At 60.5% G+C, this 21,040-nt stretch carries 15 protein-coding genes; 8 read left to right on the top strand and 7 right to left on the bottom strand.

Annotated features, from left to right (window positions below; all coding sequences use genetic code 11):
* Positions 1 to 19 precede the first annotated feature (19 nt).
* A complete protein-coding gene (locus tag J8C06_RS07610) occupies positions 20 to 1,597 on the top strand; it encodes a glycoside hydrolase family 10 protein (protein ID WP_211428117.1) in 1,578 nt (525 codons plus the stop codon).
* Positions 1,598 to 1,987: 390 nt separating this feature from the next.
* On the opposite strand, the gene J8C06_RS07605 is transcribed toward J8C06_RS07610, so the two are convergent.
* Positions 1,988 to 2,623 (bottom strand): DUF7676 family protein, encoded by a 636-nt coding sequence (locus tag J8C06_RS07605; protein ID WP_211428116.1) that lies wholly within the window; start codon positions 2,621 to 2,623, stop codon positions 1,988 to 1,990.
* Positions 2,624 to 2,772: 149 nt separating this feature from the next.
* Between J8C06_RS07605 and holB the strand changes: the two genes are divergently transcribed.
* The 4 genes from holB to J8C06_RS07585 all read left to right on the top strand — a co-directional run bounded on the left by holB (position 2,773) and on the right by J8C06_RS07585 (position 8,992).
* Entirely contained in the window at positions 2,773 to 3,795 is a 1,023-nt protein-coding gene (holB, locus tag J8C06_RS07600) for a DNA polymerase III subunit delta' (RefSeq protein WP_211428115.1), read from the top strand.
* Between the two features lie 340 nt (positions 3,796 to 4,135).
* Positions 4,136 to 5,113 carry an alpha-ketoacid dehydrogenase subunit beta gene (locus tag J8C06_RS07595; protein WP_211428114.1) on the top strand — a complete coding sequence of 326 codons (978 nt, stop codon included), beginning with the start codon at positions 4,136 to 4,138 and terminating at the stop codon, positions 5,111 to 5,113.
* A gap of 78 nt (positions 5,114 to 5,191) precedes the next feature.
* Positions 5,192 to 6,580 (top strand): 2-oxoglutarate dehydrogenase, E2 component, dihydrolipoamide succinyltransferase, encoded by a 1,389-nt coding sequence (sucB, locus tag J8C06_RS07590; protein ID WP_211428113.1) that lies wholly within the window; start codon positions 5,192 to 5,194, stop codon positions 6,578 to 6,580.
* A gap of 60 nt (positions 6,581 to 6,640) precedes the next feature.
* A complete protein-coding gene (locus J8C06_RS07585) occupies positions 6,641 to 8,992 on the top strand; it encodes an ArnT family glycosyltransferase (RefSeq protein ID WP_211428112.1) in 2,352 nt (783 codons plus the stop codon).
* Positions 8,993 to 9,196: 204 nt separating this feature from the next.
* Here the strand turns inward: J8C06_RS07585 and J8C06_RS07580 are convergent, their stop codons facing one another.
* Both J8C06_RS07580 and J8C06_RS07575 read right to left on the bottom strand, forming a co-directional pair.
* On the bottom strand, positions 9,197 to 10,777 hold the full coding sequence (locus tag J8C06_RS07580) for an HD-GYP domain-containing protein (protein ID WP_211428111.1): 1,581 nt from the start codon (positions 10,775 to 10,777) through the stop codon (positions 9,197 to 9,199).
* Positions 10,778 to 10,782: 5 nt separating this feature from the next.
* Positions 10,783 to 11,397, bottom strand: a complete 615-nt coding sequence (locus J8C06_RS07575) for a hypothetical protein (RefSeq protein ID WP_211428110.1) — start codon at positions 11,395 to 11,397, stop codon at positions 10,783 to 10,785.
* Between the two features lie 413 nt (positions 11,398 to 11,810).
* On the opposite strand from J8C06_RS07575, the gene J8C06_RS07570 reads away from it, so the two are divergent.
* From J8C06_RS07570 to J8C06_RS07560, 3 genes are read left to right on the top strand one after another with little or no spacing between them, the layout of a single operon-like run.
* A complete protein-coding gene (locus J8C06_RS07570; RefSeq protein WP_211428109.1) occupies positions 11,811 to 12,179 on the top strand; it encodes a response regulator in 369 nt (122 codons plus the stop codon).
* A gap of 54 nt (positions 12,180 to 12,233) precedes the next feature.
* The gene (locus tag J8C06_RS07565; RefSeq protein WP_211428108.1) at positions 12,234 to 13,106 is read left to right on the top strand and encodes a CoA transferase; all 873 of its coding nucleotides are present in this window, start codon (positions 12,234 to 12,236) and stop codon (positions 13,104 to 13,106) included.
* 50 nt (positions 13,107 to 13,156) lie between these two features.
* Positions 13,157 to 15,322 carry a molybdopterin oxidoreductase family protein gene (locus J8C06_RS07560; protein WP_211428107.1) on the top strand — a complete coding sequence of 722 codons (2,166 nt, stop codon included), beginning with the start codon at positions 13,157 to 13,159 and terminating at the stop codon, positions 15,320 to 15,322.
* 20 nt (positions 15,323 to 15,342) lie between these two features.
* Here the strand turns inward: J8C06_RS07560 and J8C06_RS07555 are convergent, their stop codons facing one another.
* The 4 genes from J8C06_RS07555 to J8C06_RS07540 all read right to left on the bottom strand — a co-directional run bounded on the left by J8C06_RS07555 (position 15,343) and on the right by J8C06_RS07540 (position 21,028).
* Positions 15,343 to 16,197, bottom strand: coding sequence for a 5'-nucleotidase, lipoprotein e(P4) family (locus J8C06_RS07555; protein WP_211428106.1), 855 nt, complete (start codon positions 16,195 to 16,197; stop codon positions 15,343 to 15,345).
* A 15-nt stretch (positions 16,198 to 16,212) separates the two neighbouring features.
* Positions 16,213 to 17,373, bottom strand: coding sequence for a magnesium chelatase ATPase subunit I (gene bchI, locus J8C06_RS07550; protein ID WP_211428105.1), 1,161 nt, complete (start codon positions 17,371 to 17,373; stop codon positions 16,213 to 16,215).
* A gap of 246 nt (positions 17,374 to 17,619) precedes the next feature.
* The gene (locus tag J8C06_RS07545) at positions 17,620 to 17,988 is read right to left on the bottom strand and encodes a hypothetical protein (protein ID WP_211428104.1); all 369 of its coding nucleotides are present in this window, start codon (positions 17,986 to 17,988) and stop codon (positions 17,620 to 17,622) included.
* A gap of 136 nt (positions 17,989 to 18,124) precedes the next feature.
* Positions 18,125 to 21,028: a CHAT domain-containing protein gene (locus J8C06_RS07540; RefSeq protein ID WP_211428103.1), complete on the bottom strand. Its 2,904-nt coding sequence runs from the start codon at positions 21,026 to 21,028 to the stop codon at positions 18,125 to 18,127.
* Between the last annotated feature and the right edge of the window lie 12 nt (positions 21,029 to 21,040).

Here is a 21,040-nt window from a genome sequence, read left to right as displayed (position 1 = left end):
CGCCGGTGGTTGGCACGTCATGACGCGCAGTGAGTTCTTGAAAAGCTTGGCACTCGGTTTGGGAGGCTGCGTGCTTCCAACCGAAGGGGTTTTGGGTTGCCTTTCCAGTTGGCCAAGCGAGGACCTAGAGACTGCCGAAAAGCTCGGTGCCGGGCTGCCACGCTTCCCACGTGAGTTTCGCGGGGTTTGGGTAGCAACGGTTGAGAATATAGATTTTCCTTCGTCGCGCTACCTCTCGCCTGAGCAGCAGCAGGCCGAGTTGCTTGGGATTCTCGATCTGGCGCAGACACTGGGTTTCAACGCGGTCATTTTTCAAGTTCGACCCATGTGCGACGCGCTTTATGCGAGTCCGTATGAGCCGTGGTCCGAGTACCTGTGCGGCACCATGGGGCAAGCGCCGTCGCCACTGTACGATCCACTTGCCTTTGCCATTGAAGCGGCCCATGCCCGCGGGCTTGAACTACACGCTTGGTTCAATCCATTTCGGGCGCTGCACCGAGCGCGGCAAGGGGGTGTTGACCCGCAGCACATTGCGCGGCAGCGACCGGATTTGGCTAAGCCTTATGGTCGCTATCACTGGCTCGACCCAGGCGAACCGGAAGCGCGCGCGCATTCCTGTCGGGTGATTCTGGATGTCGTCGAGCGGTACGATATAGACGCAGTTCACTTCGATGACTATTTCTATCCGTACAAGGAACGACTGGTCTCCGGCTACCTCATCCCGTTTCCAGACGATGCGAGTTGGGCGCGGTATGGTCACGGAAAGACCTGGCGGACGCGCGATGACTGGCGACGCCATAACATCAACGTCTTTCTTGGGGAAGTCTCAGCCGGGATTCGGCGGCTCAAGCCGTACGTGAAATTTGGTATCAGTCCGTTTGGCATCTGGCAGCCAGACCACCCACCTGGTATTCAGGGGCTTAACTCTTACATGGAGCTATGCTCCGACTCCCGCCGGTGGCTATCAGAGGGACTGGTGGATTATCTCGCTCCCCAACTGTACTGGCCGATTGAGCGTGAGCGGCAAAGTTACCCGCGTTTGCTCGAATGGTGGTTGGCGCAGAACCGCCAGGGACGCCACGTCTGGCCTGGAAGCGCGGCCTTCAAGGTCGCGGATGGCACGCCGCGCGCCGTTCCGGCTCATGAAATTGCAGCTCAAGTCAGACTCGCCAGGCGGTTGAACCGACAGGGAGGAAACATCCACTTCAGTTTTCGCGCTTTTCGACGCAACCGGGGCGGGTTGTCCGACTTACTCAAAAAGGAAGTCTATGCCATCCCAGCGCTGGTGCCAGCGTCTCCCTGGCTGGATGCGACGGTGCTGCCGGCGCCGCGCCTGGAGATCGGGGTTGATCCAACCAGGCGTCATCTGGTTGCCGCCTGGCAGGTCGTGTCACCCACGATGGACAGCACGTCCGATAAAGCCGCGCCGGTTGCGCGTTGGTGCATCGCCATTCAGACCGGTGAAACTTGGGAGTTGCAGGTGCAGCCAGCCACTTGCCACCAAGTGGCGCTGCCGGAAACCGCGCGGGCCGTCGCGGTCTGGCCCGTGAGCCGTACCGGTATTGAAGGAAGGCGGGCAATCGTGCGCCGTCTATAGCGCGTATCTGAAACATCCAGCTCGCTTGCAACCCAATGAGGTGTCATTGGTGGCCAATGGCCCAATGGTGTCAGGCGTAACGCCATGACTGCGAGTGAATTTTCGCTTTTCTGACAACCCCCGGTCTGCTAGTGTGACGGCGCAATGTGGCAATTACGGGTTGCCGATACTGACGTTGCAAGGAGGTGATCCATGAATGAAGGGATACTTCCGGGTTCGCCGTCAGCCAGCGTTCTTATTGGCTAGTGCTGTGAAGCCGGGTTTTCAGGTGATTTGTCCTGGACGCTGACCGCCGCCTACAGGTTGGGCGGCGGTCAGTGTTTTTGCCGGAACGTTTTTGGGCGTTACCGCTGGACTGGTAGGCACGACGGCCGCGCGGTGTGCCGGTCACTAGTGGTGAAGCGACACAATTGGCTCTTGATTGTAGTGGGTGACGAGGTCAGGCGGGATTGGCTCACCCAAAAAGATTTCCCGGAGCTTGTGCCACAGCCCAAGCCGATTCCAGTCTGGGTTCTTGCGCACCCTCATGTCATCGGTCAAATAGGGGTTTGGCAAAAAGACGGTGGTCATCTGTTCGCCGAGGCCGTTCCACAGCCGTAGTCCCCAACTGCGTCCGCCGCCACACCGTTGCCCACGTTGCAGGAAGAAGGCCACTTGGGCAACTTGCCGCTGTCGGGCGACTTCCGGCGTTGGCGCGTGCTTGTGAACACCCGTGCACAAATGGAAGTGCCAGTAACCGAGGTCCACGGTAAGATAACCATCAGAAAACGTGACGTCGGGCGCTTGCTCGAACCGGACTTCAAACACCGCCCCCTGAATACAGGGGCCGACGACAATTTCCCGCCAGTGTTCCTTGAAAAGCAAATCCGTCAGCCGTGTCATGGTCGCGGGATCGGCGCTGAAGTAGTCATACTCAAGGATTTCACCGCCGGGTAGCTCAATTGTTTCGCGTTTCAAGCCTCTGGGCAGCGGGGAAGACTGGTTGCCAACCTCGACGGTTGCGGCATCAGTGGTGGCTAGGGTCATAAGCGGTGACTCCTCGAAAACTGGAACTATCCACGACCTGGGATGCTTCCGGTTGAAACTATGCCGAAGCCGTCCTTGATAAGCAAGTCGGAATTTTATGAAAATGTACCGCATGCAAGCCAGTTTACCTGCGTGCGACCGGCGAACGTATGGCGTTTCATGATCTGATCGGACAATCCATAGCGAAAGATTTGCTACGGCGGAGCCTCCACGCGCAGCGGTTGCCCACTGGGCTGTTGTTTGTTGGACCCGTTGGTGTTGGCAAGCGGCTGTGTGCGCTATCCGTTGCCCAGGCGCTGAACTGCCAGGTTGCACCGGCCGAAGGCTGTGGCACCTGCTCGGTGTGTCAGCGAATAGCGCGGGGCGAACATCCCGATGTCAAACTGGTGGCGCCAGATGGAGCGCAGATCAAGATTGGACAAGCGCGCGAAGCGGTGCGTTTCGTGACCGATCCACCTTATGAGGCGCGACGGCGGGTGCTGCTCTTCAAGCCTGCCGATGCGTTCAACACGGCGGCCGCCAACGCCTTGCTCAAGACGCTCGAAGAGCCACCAGCCCATGCGCAGCTCATCCTCATCAGCGCGCGTCCAGATGCCCTGCCGGCGACCATCCGCTCGCGCTGTCCACAAGTGAGGTTCACGCCGTTGACCCTGGATGAAGTTGAGCAGTGCCTCGACCGACAAGCCAAGCGTCCGCCGGCAGACCGCCGTTTGCTGGCGCGACTGGCGCAAGGCCGGCCCGGCACCGTCGTGGGGCTGGATTTGGAAGACTACCGCCAGCAACGCAAGATTGCGCTGGAGTTTTTGGGACTGCTGACCCAGGGGACACCCGTGACGCGATTGCTGAAAGCCGCAAACTACTTCGGCAAGCTTGAGCGCCCGGAATTTGAAGCTGCACTGGACATTCTGGCGAGCCTGCTGCGTGACGTGACGTGCTTGAAGGCGGCATCGTTGGCGTCTCAGCCAGGGGATAGCATGGAAGACGTGCTAACGCATGTGGATATCGTGTCAAAGCTACAGGCGTTGGCAACGCAGCTTTCACTCAAACAGCTTCAAGTCGCCCTCGACCGCTTTGAAGCCATTCGGCGCAACCTCAATCGCAATATCAACCGCGTCTTGGCAATGGAAGCCGCTCTCCTCTCGCTATCGGCTGGAAGGCCGATGCTCACCTAAAGAAATCGTTTGACTTGAGTTGAAGGAAACCAGCTTGTGAAGCCTCGTAGGGGCATCGGGGAAGATTCGCGCCGGCAGGCCAGGTCTGGAGGAGCGACTTTGCCAGACGCCCGTTGTGCCGAGCCTACGCAAAGGCCGGAGATGAATGGGCCGAGTGGGCATGCTCAAGTGATACTGACTGAAGTGCTGTCCAGTGCTATCGTGCGATGGCTCACCTGAAGCCCGGCAAGCCTTGGTTCGGCGCGGGAATGCCGTTGCGGAATGGGTTTTAGGTGGTACATTGCGGAAGCGTTTGAACCAGCGCGACCTCTAAAAAAACAGTCACAAACAGCACGACACCATGGCACTCACCACGTATCTCGAAGCCATCCGGCAGGCCTTGTTTGAGGAAATGCGCCGTGATCCGAATGTGTTCTGTCTCGGTGAAGACATCGGCGTTTACGGCGGGGCCTTCAAGGTCACGGCCGGACTCCTTGAAGAATTCGGACCCGACCGGGTCATTGACACGCCTATTTCCGAAGCGGCGATTGTCGGCGCAGCGTGTGGCGCGGCGCACATGGGCCTTCGCCCGGTAGCAGAAATGCAGTTCATTGATTTCATCTCCTGCGCGTTCGACATGCTGACCAACTACGCCGCGACGAGCCGCTACCGCCAAGGGCTGGCGGTTCCAATTGTGGTGCGTGGCCCGTCCGGGGCCGGCGTGCGCGGCGGGCCCTTTCACTCACTCAATCCGGAAGCCTTCTTTCTCAACACCCCAGGGCTGAAAATGGTTGAACCGGCGACGGCTTACGACGCCAAGGGGTTGCTCAAGGCCGCGATCCGCGATGACGACCCGGTGCTGTACTTTGAGCACAAGTACCTCTATCGCCGGATCAAGGAAGACCTCCCCGATACCGACTACGTCGTGCCCATCGGCAAGGCCGCCGTGCGGCGGGCCGGCAGCGACGTCTCGATCCTTACATTTGGGGCGATGGTTCATGTCGCGCTGGAGGCGGCGGAAACGCTCGCCCGCGAGGCTGACATCGAGGTGGAAGTGGTGGATATGCGGTCGCTGCTTCCCTACGACAAGGAAGCCATTGCCCAGACGGTGCAGAAAACCAATAAGGTCATTATCCTCCACGAAGCGACACTGACGGGTGGCATTGGAGGCGAATTCGCGGCCTTCATTGCCGAAGAACTCTTTGAGCAGCTCGATGGACCAATTCTACGGGTGGCTTCAATTGACACGCCAACGCCATACAGTCCTCCGCTCGAAGACTTCTTCTTGCCCAATGTCGAGAAAGTCATGGCAGCCGCGCGCAAGCTGGTAGAGTATTAATCAACCGAGCCGCGCCAGCTTGTGCGCTACTCGATGATCCGTTCTCACAAAGATTTCATTGATAAAGGATTTGCAGTTATGCGTCACGAAGTCGTCATGCCTCAAATGGGCGAGTCCATTACGGAAGGCACAATCATCAAGTGGTTGAAGCAGGTTGGGGATCGAGTCGAGCGCGACGAACCCATCTTTGAAATTTCAACCGACAAGGTGGATGCGGAGATACCAGCTCCGCAGGCGGGCGTGTTGGTGGAAGTGCTTATTGGTGAGAATCAAACCGTGCCGGTCAACACAGTGGTGGCCTACATTGGCGATGAAGTATCGGCTCCGGTTTCAACGCCGCCGGCTCTGGGCGCTTCCGCACCAGCGGAAGCCGCTCCTCAGGCAGTGGCTCCAGCGTCGCCTCCAAACGGAACAGCCAGTGCGCCCACCAGGGCCGTGGTGGCAACCAGGATTGATGAAGCCGATGTCGAAGACGCTTCAGAAGCGCCCGATGCCTTTGGCATCCGCTCCTCACCGCTCGTGCGCCGCATGGCACGGGAGCACCAAGTGGATTTGCGCCAGATTCGGGGCACGGGCATCGGCGGACGCATCACGAAGCATGACTTTCTCGCTTTTCTGGAGCGACGCCAAGCACTGCCGGCAAGCGCGCCGGTCACGGCCCCGGTCGCGCCTCCAGTGGTTGCTCCTCCAGTGGTTGCTGCGGCGCCGCCGCCGACTCCCACCCCGGCGGTGGTCGCGCCGAGCGCTCCGGCGATGACGCTGCCCGGCGATGGCGTAGAGATCACGCCGATGACCTCCATGCGGAAAAAGATCGCCGAGCGCATGGTTCTCAGCAAGCATACGTCGCCGCATGTTACCTCGGTTTTTGAAGTGGACATGACGCATATTCACCGGCTGCGCGAGCGCAACAAGCGCGATTTTGAAGCGCAGCATGGCGCGAAGCTCACCTTCCTGCCTTTTATCGTCAAGGCCGTGGTAGATACGTTGCGCGCCTGGCCGGTCATCAATGCCTCGATTGAGGGCGACAACATCATCTACAAGAAGCACTACCATATCGGCATTGCCGTCGCGCTCGACTGGGGCCTGATTGTGCCGGTCATTCGGCATGCGGAAGAAAAAAACCTCGTTGGGTTGGCCCGAAGCATTGGCGACCTTGCCGCGCGCGCGCGGGCCAAGCAACTCAAACCGGATGAAGTGGCGGGCGGCACGTTTACGATTACCAACTACGGCAGTTTCGGGAGCCTAATCGGGACACCCATCATCAACCAGCCGCAAGTGGCCATCCTGGGAGTCGGCGCCATCGTCAAGCGCCCGGTCGTGACGGATGACGATGCCATTGCCATCCGTCACATGTCTTACCTTTCGCTGACTTTCGACCACCGTCTCATTGACGGCGCGGTGGCTGACCAGTTCATGTCCCAACTCAAGCAGACGTTGGAAAACTTTCAGGCAACTGAACTGAACTAGCATTCATAGCTTGCGGCGGCAGGGACGGTTTGTCTGCCGCCGCGACTAACTGAGCGCCTCATGACGGACGGTTCAGCAAAAGTCGCGGCAGGCCGCGATGCCTTGCGGCTGTCGTCCAATGCCATCCCGGCTTGGACTGATGAATCCCGCCTAGCGGATGGTCTGGCTGGTTTTTTGCTGGCTGGACTCACGGCCGCCTTCACCTTTTTTGTGACCCGTCGAATTGGAACCATTCCCGCGCCCACCGCGACGGAAGGTTTGCTCGCTCATGAAGCGCTGACGAATGGTTTGGCACTCACGCGCCCAGCGCTTGACTGGACGCTGTGGGCTTTCCTCAATGCTTTTGGTGATGGAGTCGCCCAAGTCCGGGTCTATGGCATTTTGCTGGCGCTCGTGACCTTGGTTGTGACGTATCTAATCGGCCGCAAGCTTCACAGCCGGGCGGCAGGCCTCATTGGCGTGGCCTGTCTCATGGGCGACCCCAACTTCTTTGGCTCACTGCGGACACTGCGCCCAGAAACCGGGGCCGTTGCCTGTGCGTTCTTGGGCTTCTATTTGTTACTGCGGGCGCAGGCGACCGACCGCTTGGGGCACAAGTGGCTCTGGGCGCTCACGAGCGGCTGGATGTCGCTCGCTGCGGGGTGGTTTGACCACATCGGACTGCTCATGTTTCTGTGCATGCTGGCGTGGACGCTCGTCCAGCGCGGAGACTTGCTCGGCAGCCTCTCCTGGCGCATTTATCTGCTTGGTGTCAGCCTCTGGCTGGTGCCTTATGGTGGGTGGGTGGCCTCGCACTGGTCAGCCTACAGTCAGCAATCCGCGCAAATAGCGGCCGTGATCTACAATCGGTCGAGCGTTGGTATGTGGGACAACCTGGCGGCTGAAGCCCAGCGTTATGCGGCTTGGTCAGGTGGACTACTGCTCATTCCAACGCCGGATAGCCTGAGCGCCCGGCTTTTTCAGTGTCTGGCCCTGGCATCGCTGGTGTATCTGTCCGTGCGTACGATCCGAACCATTTCCCATATGGTGTTGCACTGGCAGTTTGTGCGCGAGCTGCGCAAGCGCTTTGGCGGTATGCCGGCCCCGGCTGAACTGCAAGAGCTATACGCGAGCGGGGAAGTCAAGCTGCCGAAAGTCGGCACGCTTGAAAGTTGGATGTTCGAGCGTGGCGGATTGCTCCGGCGGCTCTCGCTCATCGTACAGGAAATCGAGAAAGACACCCGGCCCATTACCCACTGGCTTCAGGCTTTGGGTGCTCCATCGCACCCGGACTGGCGCATTCCACGAACCGGATTGTTGATTGTGACTATCACCAGCCTGGTTGGTTTGGCACTGTTTGACAGTCACAAAGTGCCGGCAGTGCTACCGTTCGTGACCGTATGGTTTGCGCTTTGCATCGGCGTTTTCGTGGTGGATGCACTACGGTGGGCCGTGGATCAACGGCGGAGGGCCGTCCCGCGTGTTCTCCGTGGGCTTGCCGTGGGTTTACTCGTGGTCAGTTTGGTAACTGCGGCGCTGGGTTCAGGCGCGCGCGCCGTGTGGCGCTTCCACCGCTGGACCCGCACGTTCACGCCGGCGCCCTACGCCGATCTTGCTACAGTGTTACGCCAAGTCGTGGCCCCTGGCGCAACGGTCGTGGGAAATGACATCCACCGTTTTGCCTTTCCACCTGGAACGCACTACGTCACGCCACTGGGGAATGACAACTTCCTGGACTGGGCAGCCGGGGGGGCTGAACCGGTTGTCCTCATCACGGATGACACGCCCGAATCGCAGGTCTTGCGCGACGTTGCCGAGACGCGCCGGTGGCCATTGATCGCGGAGCTTTCGGGGACGCTCTACGGCACGGTACGGGTCTATCGGCTCACCATGGCGGAAGGGAGTGCCTCGTCGCCGGCCCGGTACTACTTCATGGGTAGCACGAATGGCTACGCGCGCCGTGGTTATTACAGCGAACAGCAACGTCAGGAGGCCGCGCTCGTCTGGCTTGCCGAACCAACCGAACTTGAACGCCTAACCAGGGAACTCCCAGCTTCCGAGATGCGCCCACCCGAAGTCCAGCGGGATGGCAACCAGCTCGTGCTTCGCATTGTGACCGATGTGTCGAACTATACGACTCGGTTGCGTTTGCCGTTGCCTCCGTTGAAGCCGCATGTGATGTACCGCCTACAGACGGCCGTGCGTGTCACGCAGGGGGGGGCGGTGGTTGGCGTGCGTGATCGAACTGGCCTATGGCTGAATGAGCCGGTCGCGCTGGGTGAAAGCCAAACCTACGTGCCGATAGACATCTTGTTTGTCACCAATGAGCGAGGGGACGCGGAACTCGCCATTGGCAACCGCCGCAATCAACCGGCGGCTTCTGCCATGTATCTTGGCCGGGTTGAAGTCCGGCAGATTGGTGCCAGCCCGTAATCAAACTTTGCTAGGCTACGGGCGTGCTATGTCGTCCCGTCAGCCATCCCCAACCTGGGTACTCGTCGTGATAGTGCTTTCATTGGTGGGATTGGCAATCTCTGTCCTCTGGGGGGTGGCCATTCGCTTGGGTTATCTCCCGTCGTAGGCTCAACCGTCTTGCCTGCTTTCTGGCAACCTACTGGCTGGCAACCTACTGGCTACTCAGTCCACGCGAGTCTGACAAAAGACGATGGATTGGTTGAGGAGCGTCCCGCAAGCGCTGACCGGTTTGGTGAGAATCTTGGCAATCGGTCGAAAACCAATAATTTCCGTCAGAAGGTCGTCAGGCAGCCCTAAGCCTTGCCCGTCGTGCGAGATGCCGATGGCCCACTGAGGAATGTGCGGCAGCCGCCGCAGCAAGGAACGTAACGCCGCGCGGTATTCACGGCGTGAACCAAGCTGACCGCCAAGGCGTCCGGTATGTTTTTGAGTCAACTGCGCGAGCGCGTCCGGGAGGTCACTCACCCAAGTTTCGCGCCAACCGTCTCGGTGATTCGTCGCATGATGGTAGGCCGCCAACGGCGGCAGGCGGACATAGACCACATCAGCGGATGTTTGGACGGCAAATGCCTGCGCCGGTAGGCACGTCGCCTGGTTGGCCAGTTGGTTATCCACGGCGCGATTGACTTTGGACAACCCTTCAATGGCGACCTCTTCCAGTGTCGAGCGTCTGTCTGTGGATGCCGGATCGAACGCCAGCCAGTAGTCCCCAAGATATAAGCCAAGGCTCATGCCAAGCGCTTGAATGATTCGGTTTGGATCGGCGATGACGGCGCGCCGGAAGCCGGCCAACCAGCGGGCTTGCGCCGGTGGAAACCAGCGCCCTAAGGCTGGGTTATACGGAAAGTCTGGATTGTCTTCGGCGTCGCGGGCACGGCTCAACCAGGCATCGAGCTGGCTGGCCGTGAGGACGTAGCCGTTGTTTTCAACCGACCCAATTGCCAAGCATGTCTCGGCTTGACGCGCATCATTTGTGAAGACTTGTTTGCCAAGCAGCTTGAGATGCCAGCCAAGTAGTCCGTCACCGCCAAACGGCAGGGCAATGGTTTGAAACGGTATCGTTTGGAGCGCCGCCAACTCAAAACCAATTAGCGGAGGCTGATGAACCGTGCTGTGGGAAACCGTCCAGGGCGACACTTTGCTTGCCGGCTCTGGGTTGCCGAGCACGCGCGTCAACCAGCGGCTTGCCACGACGGGATCAAGCGTTGTTCCAACCAGCGACCGCAAGCGGTCAAGGGCGTCTGATGGGCTTAGCGCCGGACGGAACGGACGCGCCTGCGTCAGTGCACACCAGGTGTCCACCGTCCGCAGAATGCGCGCCGCCAGGGGAATCTGCTCGCCGCGCAACCCATCTGGATAACCGGAGCCATCCCAGTTCTCGTGGTGCCAGCGAATCAGTAGCCTGCTGGCTTCGGGGAGATTCCTTTCCTGCGCCAGCCGCTCACCAACGACGGGATGTCGCCAGAGGGTGTGGCGCTCGGCAAACGTGAGCGGCCGCGCCGCAGTCAGTCCGGGCAAATCCAGGTGGCTTTCGCCAATATCGTGGAGAAGCGCCGCAAGCTGAAGGTCCCGGCGACCGCGTTCGGAAAAACCAAAGGCAACCGCCAGTTCATCTGCCCAGGCCGCTAACTGCGCCGCGTGCGGTGTCGTGTAACCTTCAAGTGCATCAATCTGCACCGCTTCACGCTCGCACTCGGCGATTCGCGCCGCCCAGGCGTCTAGCGCGGAGACTTGTCCAGCCATCTCGTTCAGAAATGGGTTGACCGCCGGCGCAATGGGTGGTCAACCGGGATCAGCACGCTGAGCACCGCGCCGATAAAGCCACCGCCCAGGGCAAAAATGAGGCCGCCGAAGGTACAGAAGGCGAGAAAGCGCAGAAAATCTGCCCCGTCCAGATCGGGCGCTGCAAACTTGAGCAGATAAAGCAAGCCGGTCAGAATTCCACCAAAAATGAACCCCAGAATGGCGTTGTGTGCGGCAATACGGGGCGTCTCGGCATGGCCGCCGTGGCGGAGGACGCCAGCAAACGTCCCAACCAGAAATCCGATCTCGGCAAACATCGTGCCGTTGCGGATGGGGTGCGCATCTGGAAAGCCTGTCTGCCGCCACGCGATGTAGAGCGCCACGACGACCAAGCTGCTGACGAACCCGACACGGCTTCCGGCCAGCAGCATCGTCCAGAAGCGCTCCAGCGAGTCAAAGGTCGGTTGACGCAACGTTCCTGACGGCGCGATGAAAGGCAACACATCTTGGCAGCGGCTACAAACATTGGACGCTGGGTCGTAACAATCGGCCTGATGACAAATCTCACAACGCGCGGCCAAGGAAACCGACCTGACCCGTAACGGCTGGATTTCCATCATGACGCCTAACCTCCCAGGGATGACTGTTCGGGGACATCGAAAGCGCCGCCCACCTGGATGCTGCTTACGGCGCTGATTATGACCAGTCAAGTGTAATGCAGTTGGCGGAATGCAGACAGGAATCACACTATGCCGAGGATACTGCCTCGCTGACTGTGCGTCCAGCAACGATGTGAGCTAGTCCCTAGGGTGCTCGGCTGGTCTCACCTGTATGAAACGCAATAACAGAAAAATAATTGCGTTTTCTTCATATTGAGTTTTACCATCCTGCCGGATTTTGCTACCCGACCTATCAAGTCACTTTCTTAGCGAAATACGAACCCCCAAGTCGCCTGAACTTCCTGGGTCTCTAGCCTGGGTATCCCTTGAAGACTTCGTTTTATCTAGAAGTTGGAAGGCATCAATGGAAGCACATGAGTGAAAAGCCGACTTTACTTGTTGTTGACGATGAGGAGCTTATCATCGAGCTACTGACCGACCTGTTTGAAGACGACTTCACTGTCGTCACGGCTTCGAACGGGATGCTCGCGCTAAAGGCGCTCCGGGAGTTCCCAGCCATTCAGGGCGTCATCACCGACCTGCACATGCCGCTCCTGAATGGTGTCGAGCTTGTCAAAGAGATTCGCCAAATTTACCCCAATCTGCCCGTTCTGGGCCTTTCTGGAACCCTCAAGTCCTCTCGAGAGAGTTTCTTTCAAGGCATACCCTTCTTGCAAAAACCCTTTGAGGTCACTGAATTGTTGCTCCTAGCTCGTCGTCTCTTTCAACCAGGCGCGCACTAAGAGTATGCTCAGGAGGCGTCCCTTGAAAACTCACCACCGACGATTTCGTGATCAATGTCAAATCGAGTCCTTGATTTGTGCCGTCTTTTGCCCGGCCCGCTGGCCGGGCGAATGCTGGCTGACCTTGGCTTTGATGTGCTGCGCCTCCTGCCGCCGGCCGGCGATATGACCCAAGCGCTTTCACCCCAGTTGTATGACTGGCTTTCCAGTGGGAAACAAACGGAAACCCTCGACCTGAAGACACCAGACGGCGTTGCGTACCTGAAGTCGTTGGTGTCTGACGCGGCCGTGCTGTTGGAAACCAACCGGCCGGGCGTCATGGAGCGCCTTGGCGTCGGACCGGATGCGCTGCGGACAATCAACCCAAAGCTGACCTACGTGCGAATTGCGAGCTACCGGGATGAGGTTTTTCATGACGCGCCCGGTCATGACCTGACCTACCTCGCGGCCGGTGGCTTTCTGCCGCGCTTTGGTGACGGTTGGAAGCATTTGCAAATTGCCGACGGGGCCGGGGCGTACTGGGCCGTGATTGCGGCGCTGGATGGACTCCGCAAAGGCGGCGGCTTCTATGAAGTGTATTTGTCCGAAGCGGCAGGTGGTCTAGGCTACCCAACGCCGGTCAAGCTCGATGGAAGCATCGTTTGTTATGGGATCTATCCCACGCTCGACGGTCAGTTGGCCCTAGGCCTTCTCGAACCGCACCTCTGGCAACGATTTTGCACGGCCGTTGGGCGCGAGGATTGGCGGGCGTCTGCCTTCTCGCCGGCCATTGAGAGCAATCCAGTCTATGTCGAAATCAAGAAGCTCTTGTCTGAGCGCACGGCCGCCGAGTGGGAGCAGACGGCACTGACACATGGCTTTCCGGCGCGCAAGGTTCAGCCATACACCGCGCCGGCCAGCACGGTTCCCTGGCGTGAAACGCGCTGAAATGTAGTCTTGACCAGCTTAGAATGGCGTCAGATCGCCAGGTGAGCCGCATGTCCCAGGAAAAACGACACTACCGAGCTTGTAACCTCTGCGAAGCCCTGTGCGGGCTTGAAATCACGCTCAAGGATGGCGCTATCACGCGCATCGAAGGTGATCGCCAGGACCCGTTCAGTCGGGGATACGTCTGTCCCAAGGGCGTTGCGTTGCAAGACCTACATGACGATCCAAACCGGCTGCGGCACCCCGTCCGGCGCACCCCCGGCGGCGCCTGGCAGCGCATAGCCTGGGAGTCGGCATTTGATGAAATCGCCACCCGGCTGCGCGACATTCAGTCCCGCCATGGCTTGAATGCCGTGGCAACCTATCAGGGCAACCCGGCAGTTCACAACTTCGGCACGGTGCTGTCGTTTCCATCCTTTGTGCGGACGCTCAAGACCAGAAACATCTACTCGGCAAGTTCGGTTGACCAGTTGCCCCACATGGTCGCGGCGCATGCGATGTTCGGCCACGGCTTGTTGCTGCCCGTGCCAGACGTGGACCGAACTGAGTTTTTCCTTGTGATGGGCGCGAATCCAGTGGTTTCCAATGGAAGCTTGATGACCGCGCCCGGCATGTCGCGCCGACTTGAAGCCCTGCGGCGGCGCGGTGGCAAGTTGGTCGTCGTGGACCCACGCCGCACCGAAACGGCTGCGCTGGCCGACCAACACCTTTTCATCCGGCCGGGAACGGACGCTTACCTTCTGCTGGGCATGCTGCACGTTATCTTTGCCGATGGGCTGGTTCGGCTTGGCCGGTTGGCGGCATTTACTGATGGCGTCGAAGCCCTGGCCGCCATTGTGCGTGATTTTCCCCCGGCCCGGGTCGCTGCGGCGACCGGCATCAGCGCCACGACGATTGAAACCCTGGCCCGCGCCTTTGCCACTGCTCCGGTGGCAGTCTGCTACGGGCGCGTTGGGCTTTCCATTCAGCCGTTTGGCACGACCGCACAGTGGCTCGTCAACGCGCTCAACATCGTCACCGGCAACCTGGACCGGGAAGGCGGAGCCATGTTTCCCAAGGCGGCGCTCGACCCGCTCGAACGCTTCACGGCCGGTCACTTGGGGGCCTGGAAGAGTCGCGTACGCGGCCTGCCGGAATTCGCCGGTGAACTGCCGGTCGCCGCGCTGGCCGAGGAAATTCTCACCCCCGGTAAAGGACAGGTGCGGGCACTCGTCACGATTGCCGGCAACCCAGTACTTTCGACGCCCAACGGTAAGCAGTTGGAGGCCGCACTCCAAACGCTTGAGTTCATGGCGTCGGTGGACATCTACATCAATGAGACGACCCGCCATGCGCATATCATCTTGCCGCCGACCGGAACGCTGGAGCACGAAAACTATGCGGCAATTTTTCACCACCTGTCTGTCCGCAATACGGTCAAGTACTCGCCGGCACTTTTCGCGCCGGCCGCGGACACCCGTCACGATTGGCAAATTTTTCTTGAACTGGAAACTCGCCTGGCAAGCCGGACGCCGTTTGAAGCTCTCAAGGCCCAAGTTCGACGCGGCATCCGGTTGGGCCTGGGCGTGGACGGGATGCTTGACCTGGCCTTCCGCTTTGGTCCGTACGGAACGGGTTTGTTTGGTGATGGGTTGACCCTGGCCAAGGTCAAGGCCGCCGTTCACGGGATTGACCTCGGCCCACTGCAACCGGCCCTGCCGGCCAGGCTGTGGACGAAGAACAAACGCATCGCCCTGGCGCCGGAACTGTTGACGCGCGACATGACGCGCGTGCGTGCTGCGCTCGACGATGCTCTTGCGGAGCCGCTCAATGGTCATCTGCTCCTCATTGGCCGCCGTCAGCTTCGCAGCAACAACTCCTGGATGCACAACAGCGAACGGCTCGTGCGCGGCAAAGAGCGGTGCACGCTCCTGGTTCACCCCCAGGATGCCCAGCGCCATGGCATCGTTTCCGGGCAGGTGGTCAATGTCGTCTCCCGCGTCGGATCTATCCGCGCGCCGGTGGAAGTGTCCGATGAAGTCATGCCCGGTGTGGTGAGCTTGCCGCATGGGTGGGGGCATGATCGTCCGGGTGTCCAGCTTGACGTTGCGCGGCGCTATCCCGGCGTCAGCATCAACGATGTCACTGACGAACAACTGGTGGATGAAGCTAGCGGCAATGCGGCACTGAGTGGCGTGCCGGTTCGGCTGTTTCCGGCAACAGAGGCGGTAACATAAGGGGAACCGTTTTGGGAAGGCTACTTCATCTGTGTCGGACGTAGAAAACGGCGCGGTTCCTTCCCAAGCGGTGTTTGCCATTCCCCATAGACCGGATTGGGCAAGAGAAACCAATCCGTGCCGAACCGATAGGCCCGTTGCTCAACGGCAGCGCGCCGGGCGGCGAGCGCTGTCAGGCGCTCGGCGTCAGACGCATCGGGCTGGAGCTTGGGCGTGACGAAGACTTCCGAAAAATCCCGCAGGTTGTCGCCCACGTAAAGCAAAACCCGGTACCGATCTTCGACGATTTTCCGGCGGCCCGTCTTGTCGGACGTGTCCGCGCGCAGCAGGAGCCGGTCGGCCATGCCATCAACCGATAGTCCGTTGCGCCGCAGGGCAGCCATTGTGGCGTCCCGGTCAGTCCGGTTCGAGATATAGACGACCGTGACGCCGGCCCGTTCCGCCTCCGTGATAAAGGCCTTTGCGCCGGGCACCAGCCCCACCTCGGTCGGAAACTCGCGCTCCCAACGTTCCCAGGTGGCTTGCTCATAGCCTTTGCTTTCGCGGTCGAGAAAGGACTGAAACCCGGCATTGTCCAGAACGGTTTCGTCCAAGTCCATGATAACGGCCGGTGGTTGGTCAGAGGGGGGCATCGCGGCTAGGCGCTGGCGCAGTCGCTCGGTCGCCCAGGCGTAGGTCTGAAGGCAACAGGCGACGTATTCCGCCGACGTTTGCACAAACAGGTTGGCATCCAGGGTGCGTTCCTGGGGATTGACCCGCGGTGGCATCTCGCGCTGACCAAGGGCCGTCGTCCCAGTTGAGCCTAGCCCAAGCCCCAGCAGCAACCCGGCAGCCAGGACAGCCACCATCCGAGCGTTTTGACCAACGTGTGACATGTGACCGGCTTCCCTCTAGCTAACGTCTTTATCGAGCTTTTCCAGCGCCCAGCGAATCTTTTCACCGCCGTCAGTCCGGTCAAGTGGGTCTTTGCGCAGCCGGTGGCGGAGGGAAAGCGTCGCCACGGCGCTTATGTCGTCGCGGGTGACGCTTTCCCGCCCCTCAAAGGCGGCATTGGCCAAAGCCGCGTTGAGCAGGGTGATTTCGCCCCGGTGGCCGTCCACCTCGAGCGCCACGCAGAGCTTGGCAATGAAGCGCAGGATGTTGTCAGGGACATCAATCGCATCCAGCCGGTCACGGGCGTTGACCAAGCGGGTGCGCAGTTCGGTTTGCGCTGGCTCGTAGGCGGCGCGAAAGCCGACCGGATCGCGTTCAAAGGCCAGTCGCCGTTTGACGATGTCAATGCGGGTGTCAATGTCAGTAATCGTCCGAATCTCGGCCATCAGTCCAAACCGGTCGAGCAACTGCGGGCGCAGTTCGCCTTCTTCGGGGTTACCCGACCCAATGAGCGTGAACTTGGCCGGGTGGGCAATCGAGATGCCTTCCCGTTCAACGATGTTGATGCCGCCGGCGGCCGAATCAAGCAGGACATCCACTAGGTGGTCTTCCAGCAAGTTGACTTCGTCAATGTAGAGAAAGCCGCGATTGGCCTTGGCCAGCAGCCCCGGCTCAAAGGCTTTCTGGCCCTGGCTCAGAGCGCGTTCGATGTCGAGCGTGCCACAGAGCCGATCTTCGGTCGCGCCGAGTGGCAGATCAACGACCGGGACGCGACCAACTAGAGTGGGCAGCTTCGCCCGTGGTTTGGCGTTGGCGCAGGTATCGCACAGCCCGGCCGGCTTTTCTGGCGGACAGCGGTAGGGACATTCGGCAACGAATGTAATCGGCGGCAGAACGTCGGCCAGGGCGCGAATCGAAGTGGACTTCGCCGTGCCACGGTGGCCGAGCACCAGAATGCCGCGAATGTTGGGGTTGACGGCGTTGAGCAGGAGCGCCCGTTTCATTTCTTCCTGGCCCAGAATGGCCGTGAAGGGAAACACCGGCTGGGCATCCGCGATGGTTTGGGGCGATGCGCCGGTCGTGGTGGCTACTTTTTTGGATTTACGTACCGCGGTTGACTTGGGTGGTGTGACTTGCGCCGCGCCAACACGCGCCGCCGATGTGGATGAGGAAGGCATCGAAAACGTATCAAGTCGTCGTGGATTCGAGGGTTACTGCTCTGAACATACCTTGAAAGCCAGCTCAAAAGCGAGTCACCAAGCGCGACTGGCCGGAATCAACGACGAACAGGTGGCGGCTTGAGCGTCGGTCATTGCCCCGCCAGGCCGCACTGGCTCCGTGGTTGCCCAGGGGAACTCCGAGAGCGCATCTGAACGTTCTGCAAGTGAAACGTTCCGCAAGTGAATGATTTTTCAGTGGCGCTCTCAGCCAGCCGCCCGCCCACGCTTTTTGTTTTCCCGGAAGCCGCTGTTGGGAATGGCGCTGATGACGACCTTGCCAAATCGGGCCGACTGACCCATGCCTGGCACCTTGCCCGTGAAGTAAGCCCGTTGTCCGGGTACTAGAAACTCCCCGCCGGCCATGGTTCGGCTGCTGCCGATTGGGACGTTATGCTTGTCCACGACCGTAAACAGCAGCGATGGATTGTAGCGACGCACACCATCCTGGCCGGTGTGAATGACTTCACCGCTGATGAGGATGTCGCCATTGTCGGCAACTTCGGCCGTGCAGTTTTCAATTTGCAGGGGATCGTTGATCGGGTTTTCGACTTGGATGTTGATGGGAAAGGGCATACGCACCTCGCCTGCAAGAGGGCCTGCAAGAAAGATAAGAAATGGCAGGGACGCCGTTCAGAAGGTGGAACGTACTTCCAGCCTACATTGCTGCCGCGCTGTCTGGTAAGTCTGAAAAATTCAGGCGCGTCTGAAGCTACGGCGCACCCAGCGCCACGACCACTGCCCACTGTGCCGGGTGTTGCCCTAAGCAAGCGCGCTGGGCGACTTGCAGCGCCACGGACGGACTCGCCCCGGCCTGCCAGGCGGCATGAAACGCGCACATCAAGTCGCGCATGGCGCGATCATCCACCCGCGCCAGCGTGGCAATCACGCTCGCCGCCCCGGCCGCCAAAAAAGCCTGTCCAAGTCCGGTCGGTCCTTCGCCCTGGAGCGCCGCGCCAAGGGCTGATTCGCAGGCCGATAAGACAACCAACTGGAGCGAGGGAAGGGATCGTTCATAGATTTCCGCCGCTGTCAGCCGTCCATCATCGGTTGGGGCGGCCGTGAGGTAAAGTGCCGACTGTAACGGCTCGTTCGGCATGGCGACCCCGTGAACCGCGAGATGAGCTAGGCCGGCGGTCTGAAGCGCGTCCAGCAGGTTGGCTTTCGTGACTTGCTCCCCAGCCAAAACCTGTACCGACTTTGCCTGTTCGGCATTCAGAAGCGCTTGAAGGCAGAGCATTTCATCCCGCGCTCCAGGGAGTGGCGGCAAGGCGTCGGCTGCCACCGGGAAGGTGAGGTGAGCGTCGGTCGCCATCAGCACCGATTGATTGTGCGGAAGTGAGCGTGGTTCAAGCGCCTGAATGAGCGCCGCTACGCTTGGGCAAATCGAGAAAGGCGTTTGTTCTGGTAGCCACCGCGCCTGTGTGTCGCAGAGCGCCGCCCACGGCAAGGCATGGAGCGGCCCATCCGGGACGATAACCAAGCGGCGCGTGGTCTCCAGGGGGAGGTCCAGCGGTGCAATCAAGGTGGCGTAAAGCCGTTGTCCTGTTTGGCGGAGTGGTTGCGGATCGTCGCTTGGATGCGTCAGTGCGCGCGTCAGGGCGAGGATGTCGCGGTTGAGCTGCTCCCTTCCAACTGGAAGCGTCCGATGACGTAGCCCGTGTCGGTCCAGAACGAAGCCTTCGGTCTGATCGGCACCGACCGCATAGGCCGCGATCACGATGTCGCTTGGCAACCGCTTTTGTTGTGCCTGAACTGAAAACGCTTGGCTTGCGTCAATTGGGGTGGGTGCCGGGTTACTCAAGGCTTGGCGGCGATCCAGAAGGGTACGGGCGCGGGCGCGTTCAAGCCACGCAAACGCTTTGTCACTCGCGCCGCGCTTCAGCCAGATATGAGCCAAGCGTTCATAAAGATCGGCATGCCGGTGAAAGAAGCGCTGGCGGTCAGGCGTTTTCGTTAGGCGCAAGCGGGCTGCCTCCAGCCACCGAATGCCGGCCTGAAGGTCCGCCTCGGCGGCGCGGTCATCGCCCAATGCCAGGTGTGCGGCGCTCCGTACGGACTGCACCAGCGGCCAGTAGGCGTCATGCTGCCCTTGACGGAGGTTATCGGCTGCCGTGGCGCAGAGCCGTAGTGCGGCGACCGGATCACCTAGTTCCAGGCGGCACCAAGCGGCGGTCGGCAGGAAGTCTAAAGCGAGTACGTCCCGCGTCCGCGGGTCTTCGATGCCGGCCAACATGGTCTCAGCCCGTTCCAGCGCCGCCGCTGCTTCGGCTGGGCGACCGACCTTGATGCCGAGCACGGCCAACAGGATTTCGGCGTCGAGTTGGAATGCCGGGAAAGCTTGCCCGGTGGCTGCCGTCCGAGCCTCGTCGGCAAAAATGATCCCAAGCTCAAATGCCCCGGCCGCCGCGCAGGTCCGCGCTGCGAAGGCGCAGGCTTGCGAGTGGCGGCGTGGATTCGTGCCTTGTTCCAAGCCGGTCACCAGCAACTCGCGCAACGTAGTGAGCGCGGAGCGTGAGTCACCTTGGCGTTCATAGGCGTCACTGAGGATGAGCAGCGTCCGCTGAACTTCTTCCCAGTCGGCGAGCGCCCGAAAGCGCGCAAGCGCCGCCTGGCAGTGGGTCGTGGCGAGCGCGGCATTTGCCTGCCGGAGCGCCAGTTGGGCGCGCACGCGCAAGGCTTGCCCTTCGAGTCGGGCGTAGCGCCGCTCACGCGCCAGGGTCAACAGCGCCGCGCTGAGGCGGTCGAGGCTGGTTGTTTCAGGGCGCTGAACCGCACAGTACACAAGACCGAGATCGGCTTCGGCCGCGCTGGCCACGTCTCCCAAGTCGAGAAATGTCTGGCGGGCATGGGCATATAGGGGTTCGGCTACGGTTGGTTTGCCTTCAATTGGGTAGTGTTGCCGGGCCTGGTGGAGTTCCTGGCGCGCGGCCAGCCAGGCCGCGCCCTGACCGGTCGTGCGCAGGTTGCCCAAGGCTTGGATGAGATCGTTCATCCAGTGATCGTTTGCCTGATCTTTGGCGACTTCGGCGAGCTGTTGGAGTTGTGCCATCTGCTTTGCGTCGCCTGAAGTCGCCAGCCTTTCAGACTGAGCGATGGCTGTGTGGCTAACCAGCTTGCCCAAGTGTTGGGCAAGAAACGCCTGCATCGCGGGCGTCTTTGGGTCGGGCGCGAGGGTCGTGAACGTTTCCCAGAGTTGTGCCTCATCTGGTGGTTGATGGGCGAGGCGCGCGCGGTGCCGTTGTGCTACGGCAAGCCAGGCGGCATCAGTCTCGGCGGCGAGGTAAGCCACCCATTCAGCCTCAGCGTGGTCAGACAGGCCAAGGCGCTGAAATAAAACCGCGCGGTTGAAGCGCGCGGTCAGCGCCGAGTCAGTATTGTCGAGGGCTGACGTGAGGCTGTTGAGTGCCGCCTCGAAATCTTCCGGCTGCCCTTGGCACAGCGCCCACTCGCCATGAGCGACACCGGCATCATTTGCCCAAGTCGTGGTGCCAGGTAATGGGTCACTCAGTCGGCGGCGAGCAGTCTGTATCTCACCGGCGGCTAAGTTCTGCCAAAGCAGGAGATGATTGTACTGGGTCGGGTCCAATCCGGCAGCCGCGGCAACCGTAGCCATCGTTGCGGTGGC

It is taken from the genome of Chloracidobacterium validum (genome assembly GCF_018304825.1).
Taxonomy (GTDB): domain Bacteria; phylum Acidobacteriota; class Blastocatellia; order Chloracidobacteriales; family Chloracidobacteriaceae; genus Chloracidobacterium; species Chloracidobacterium validum.
The sequence above is the reverse complement of the archived record's forward strand: the minus strand, read 5'-3'. Positions and strand labels throughout refer to the sequence as shown.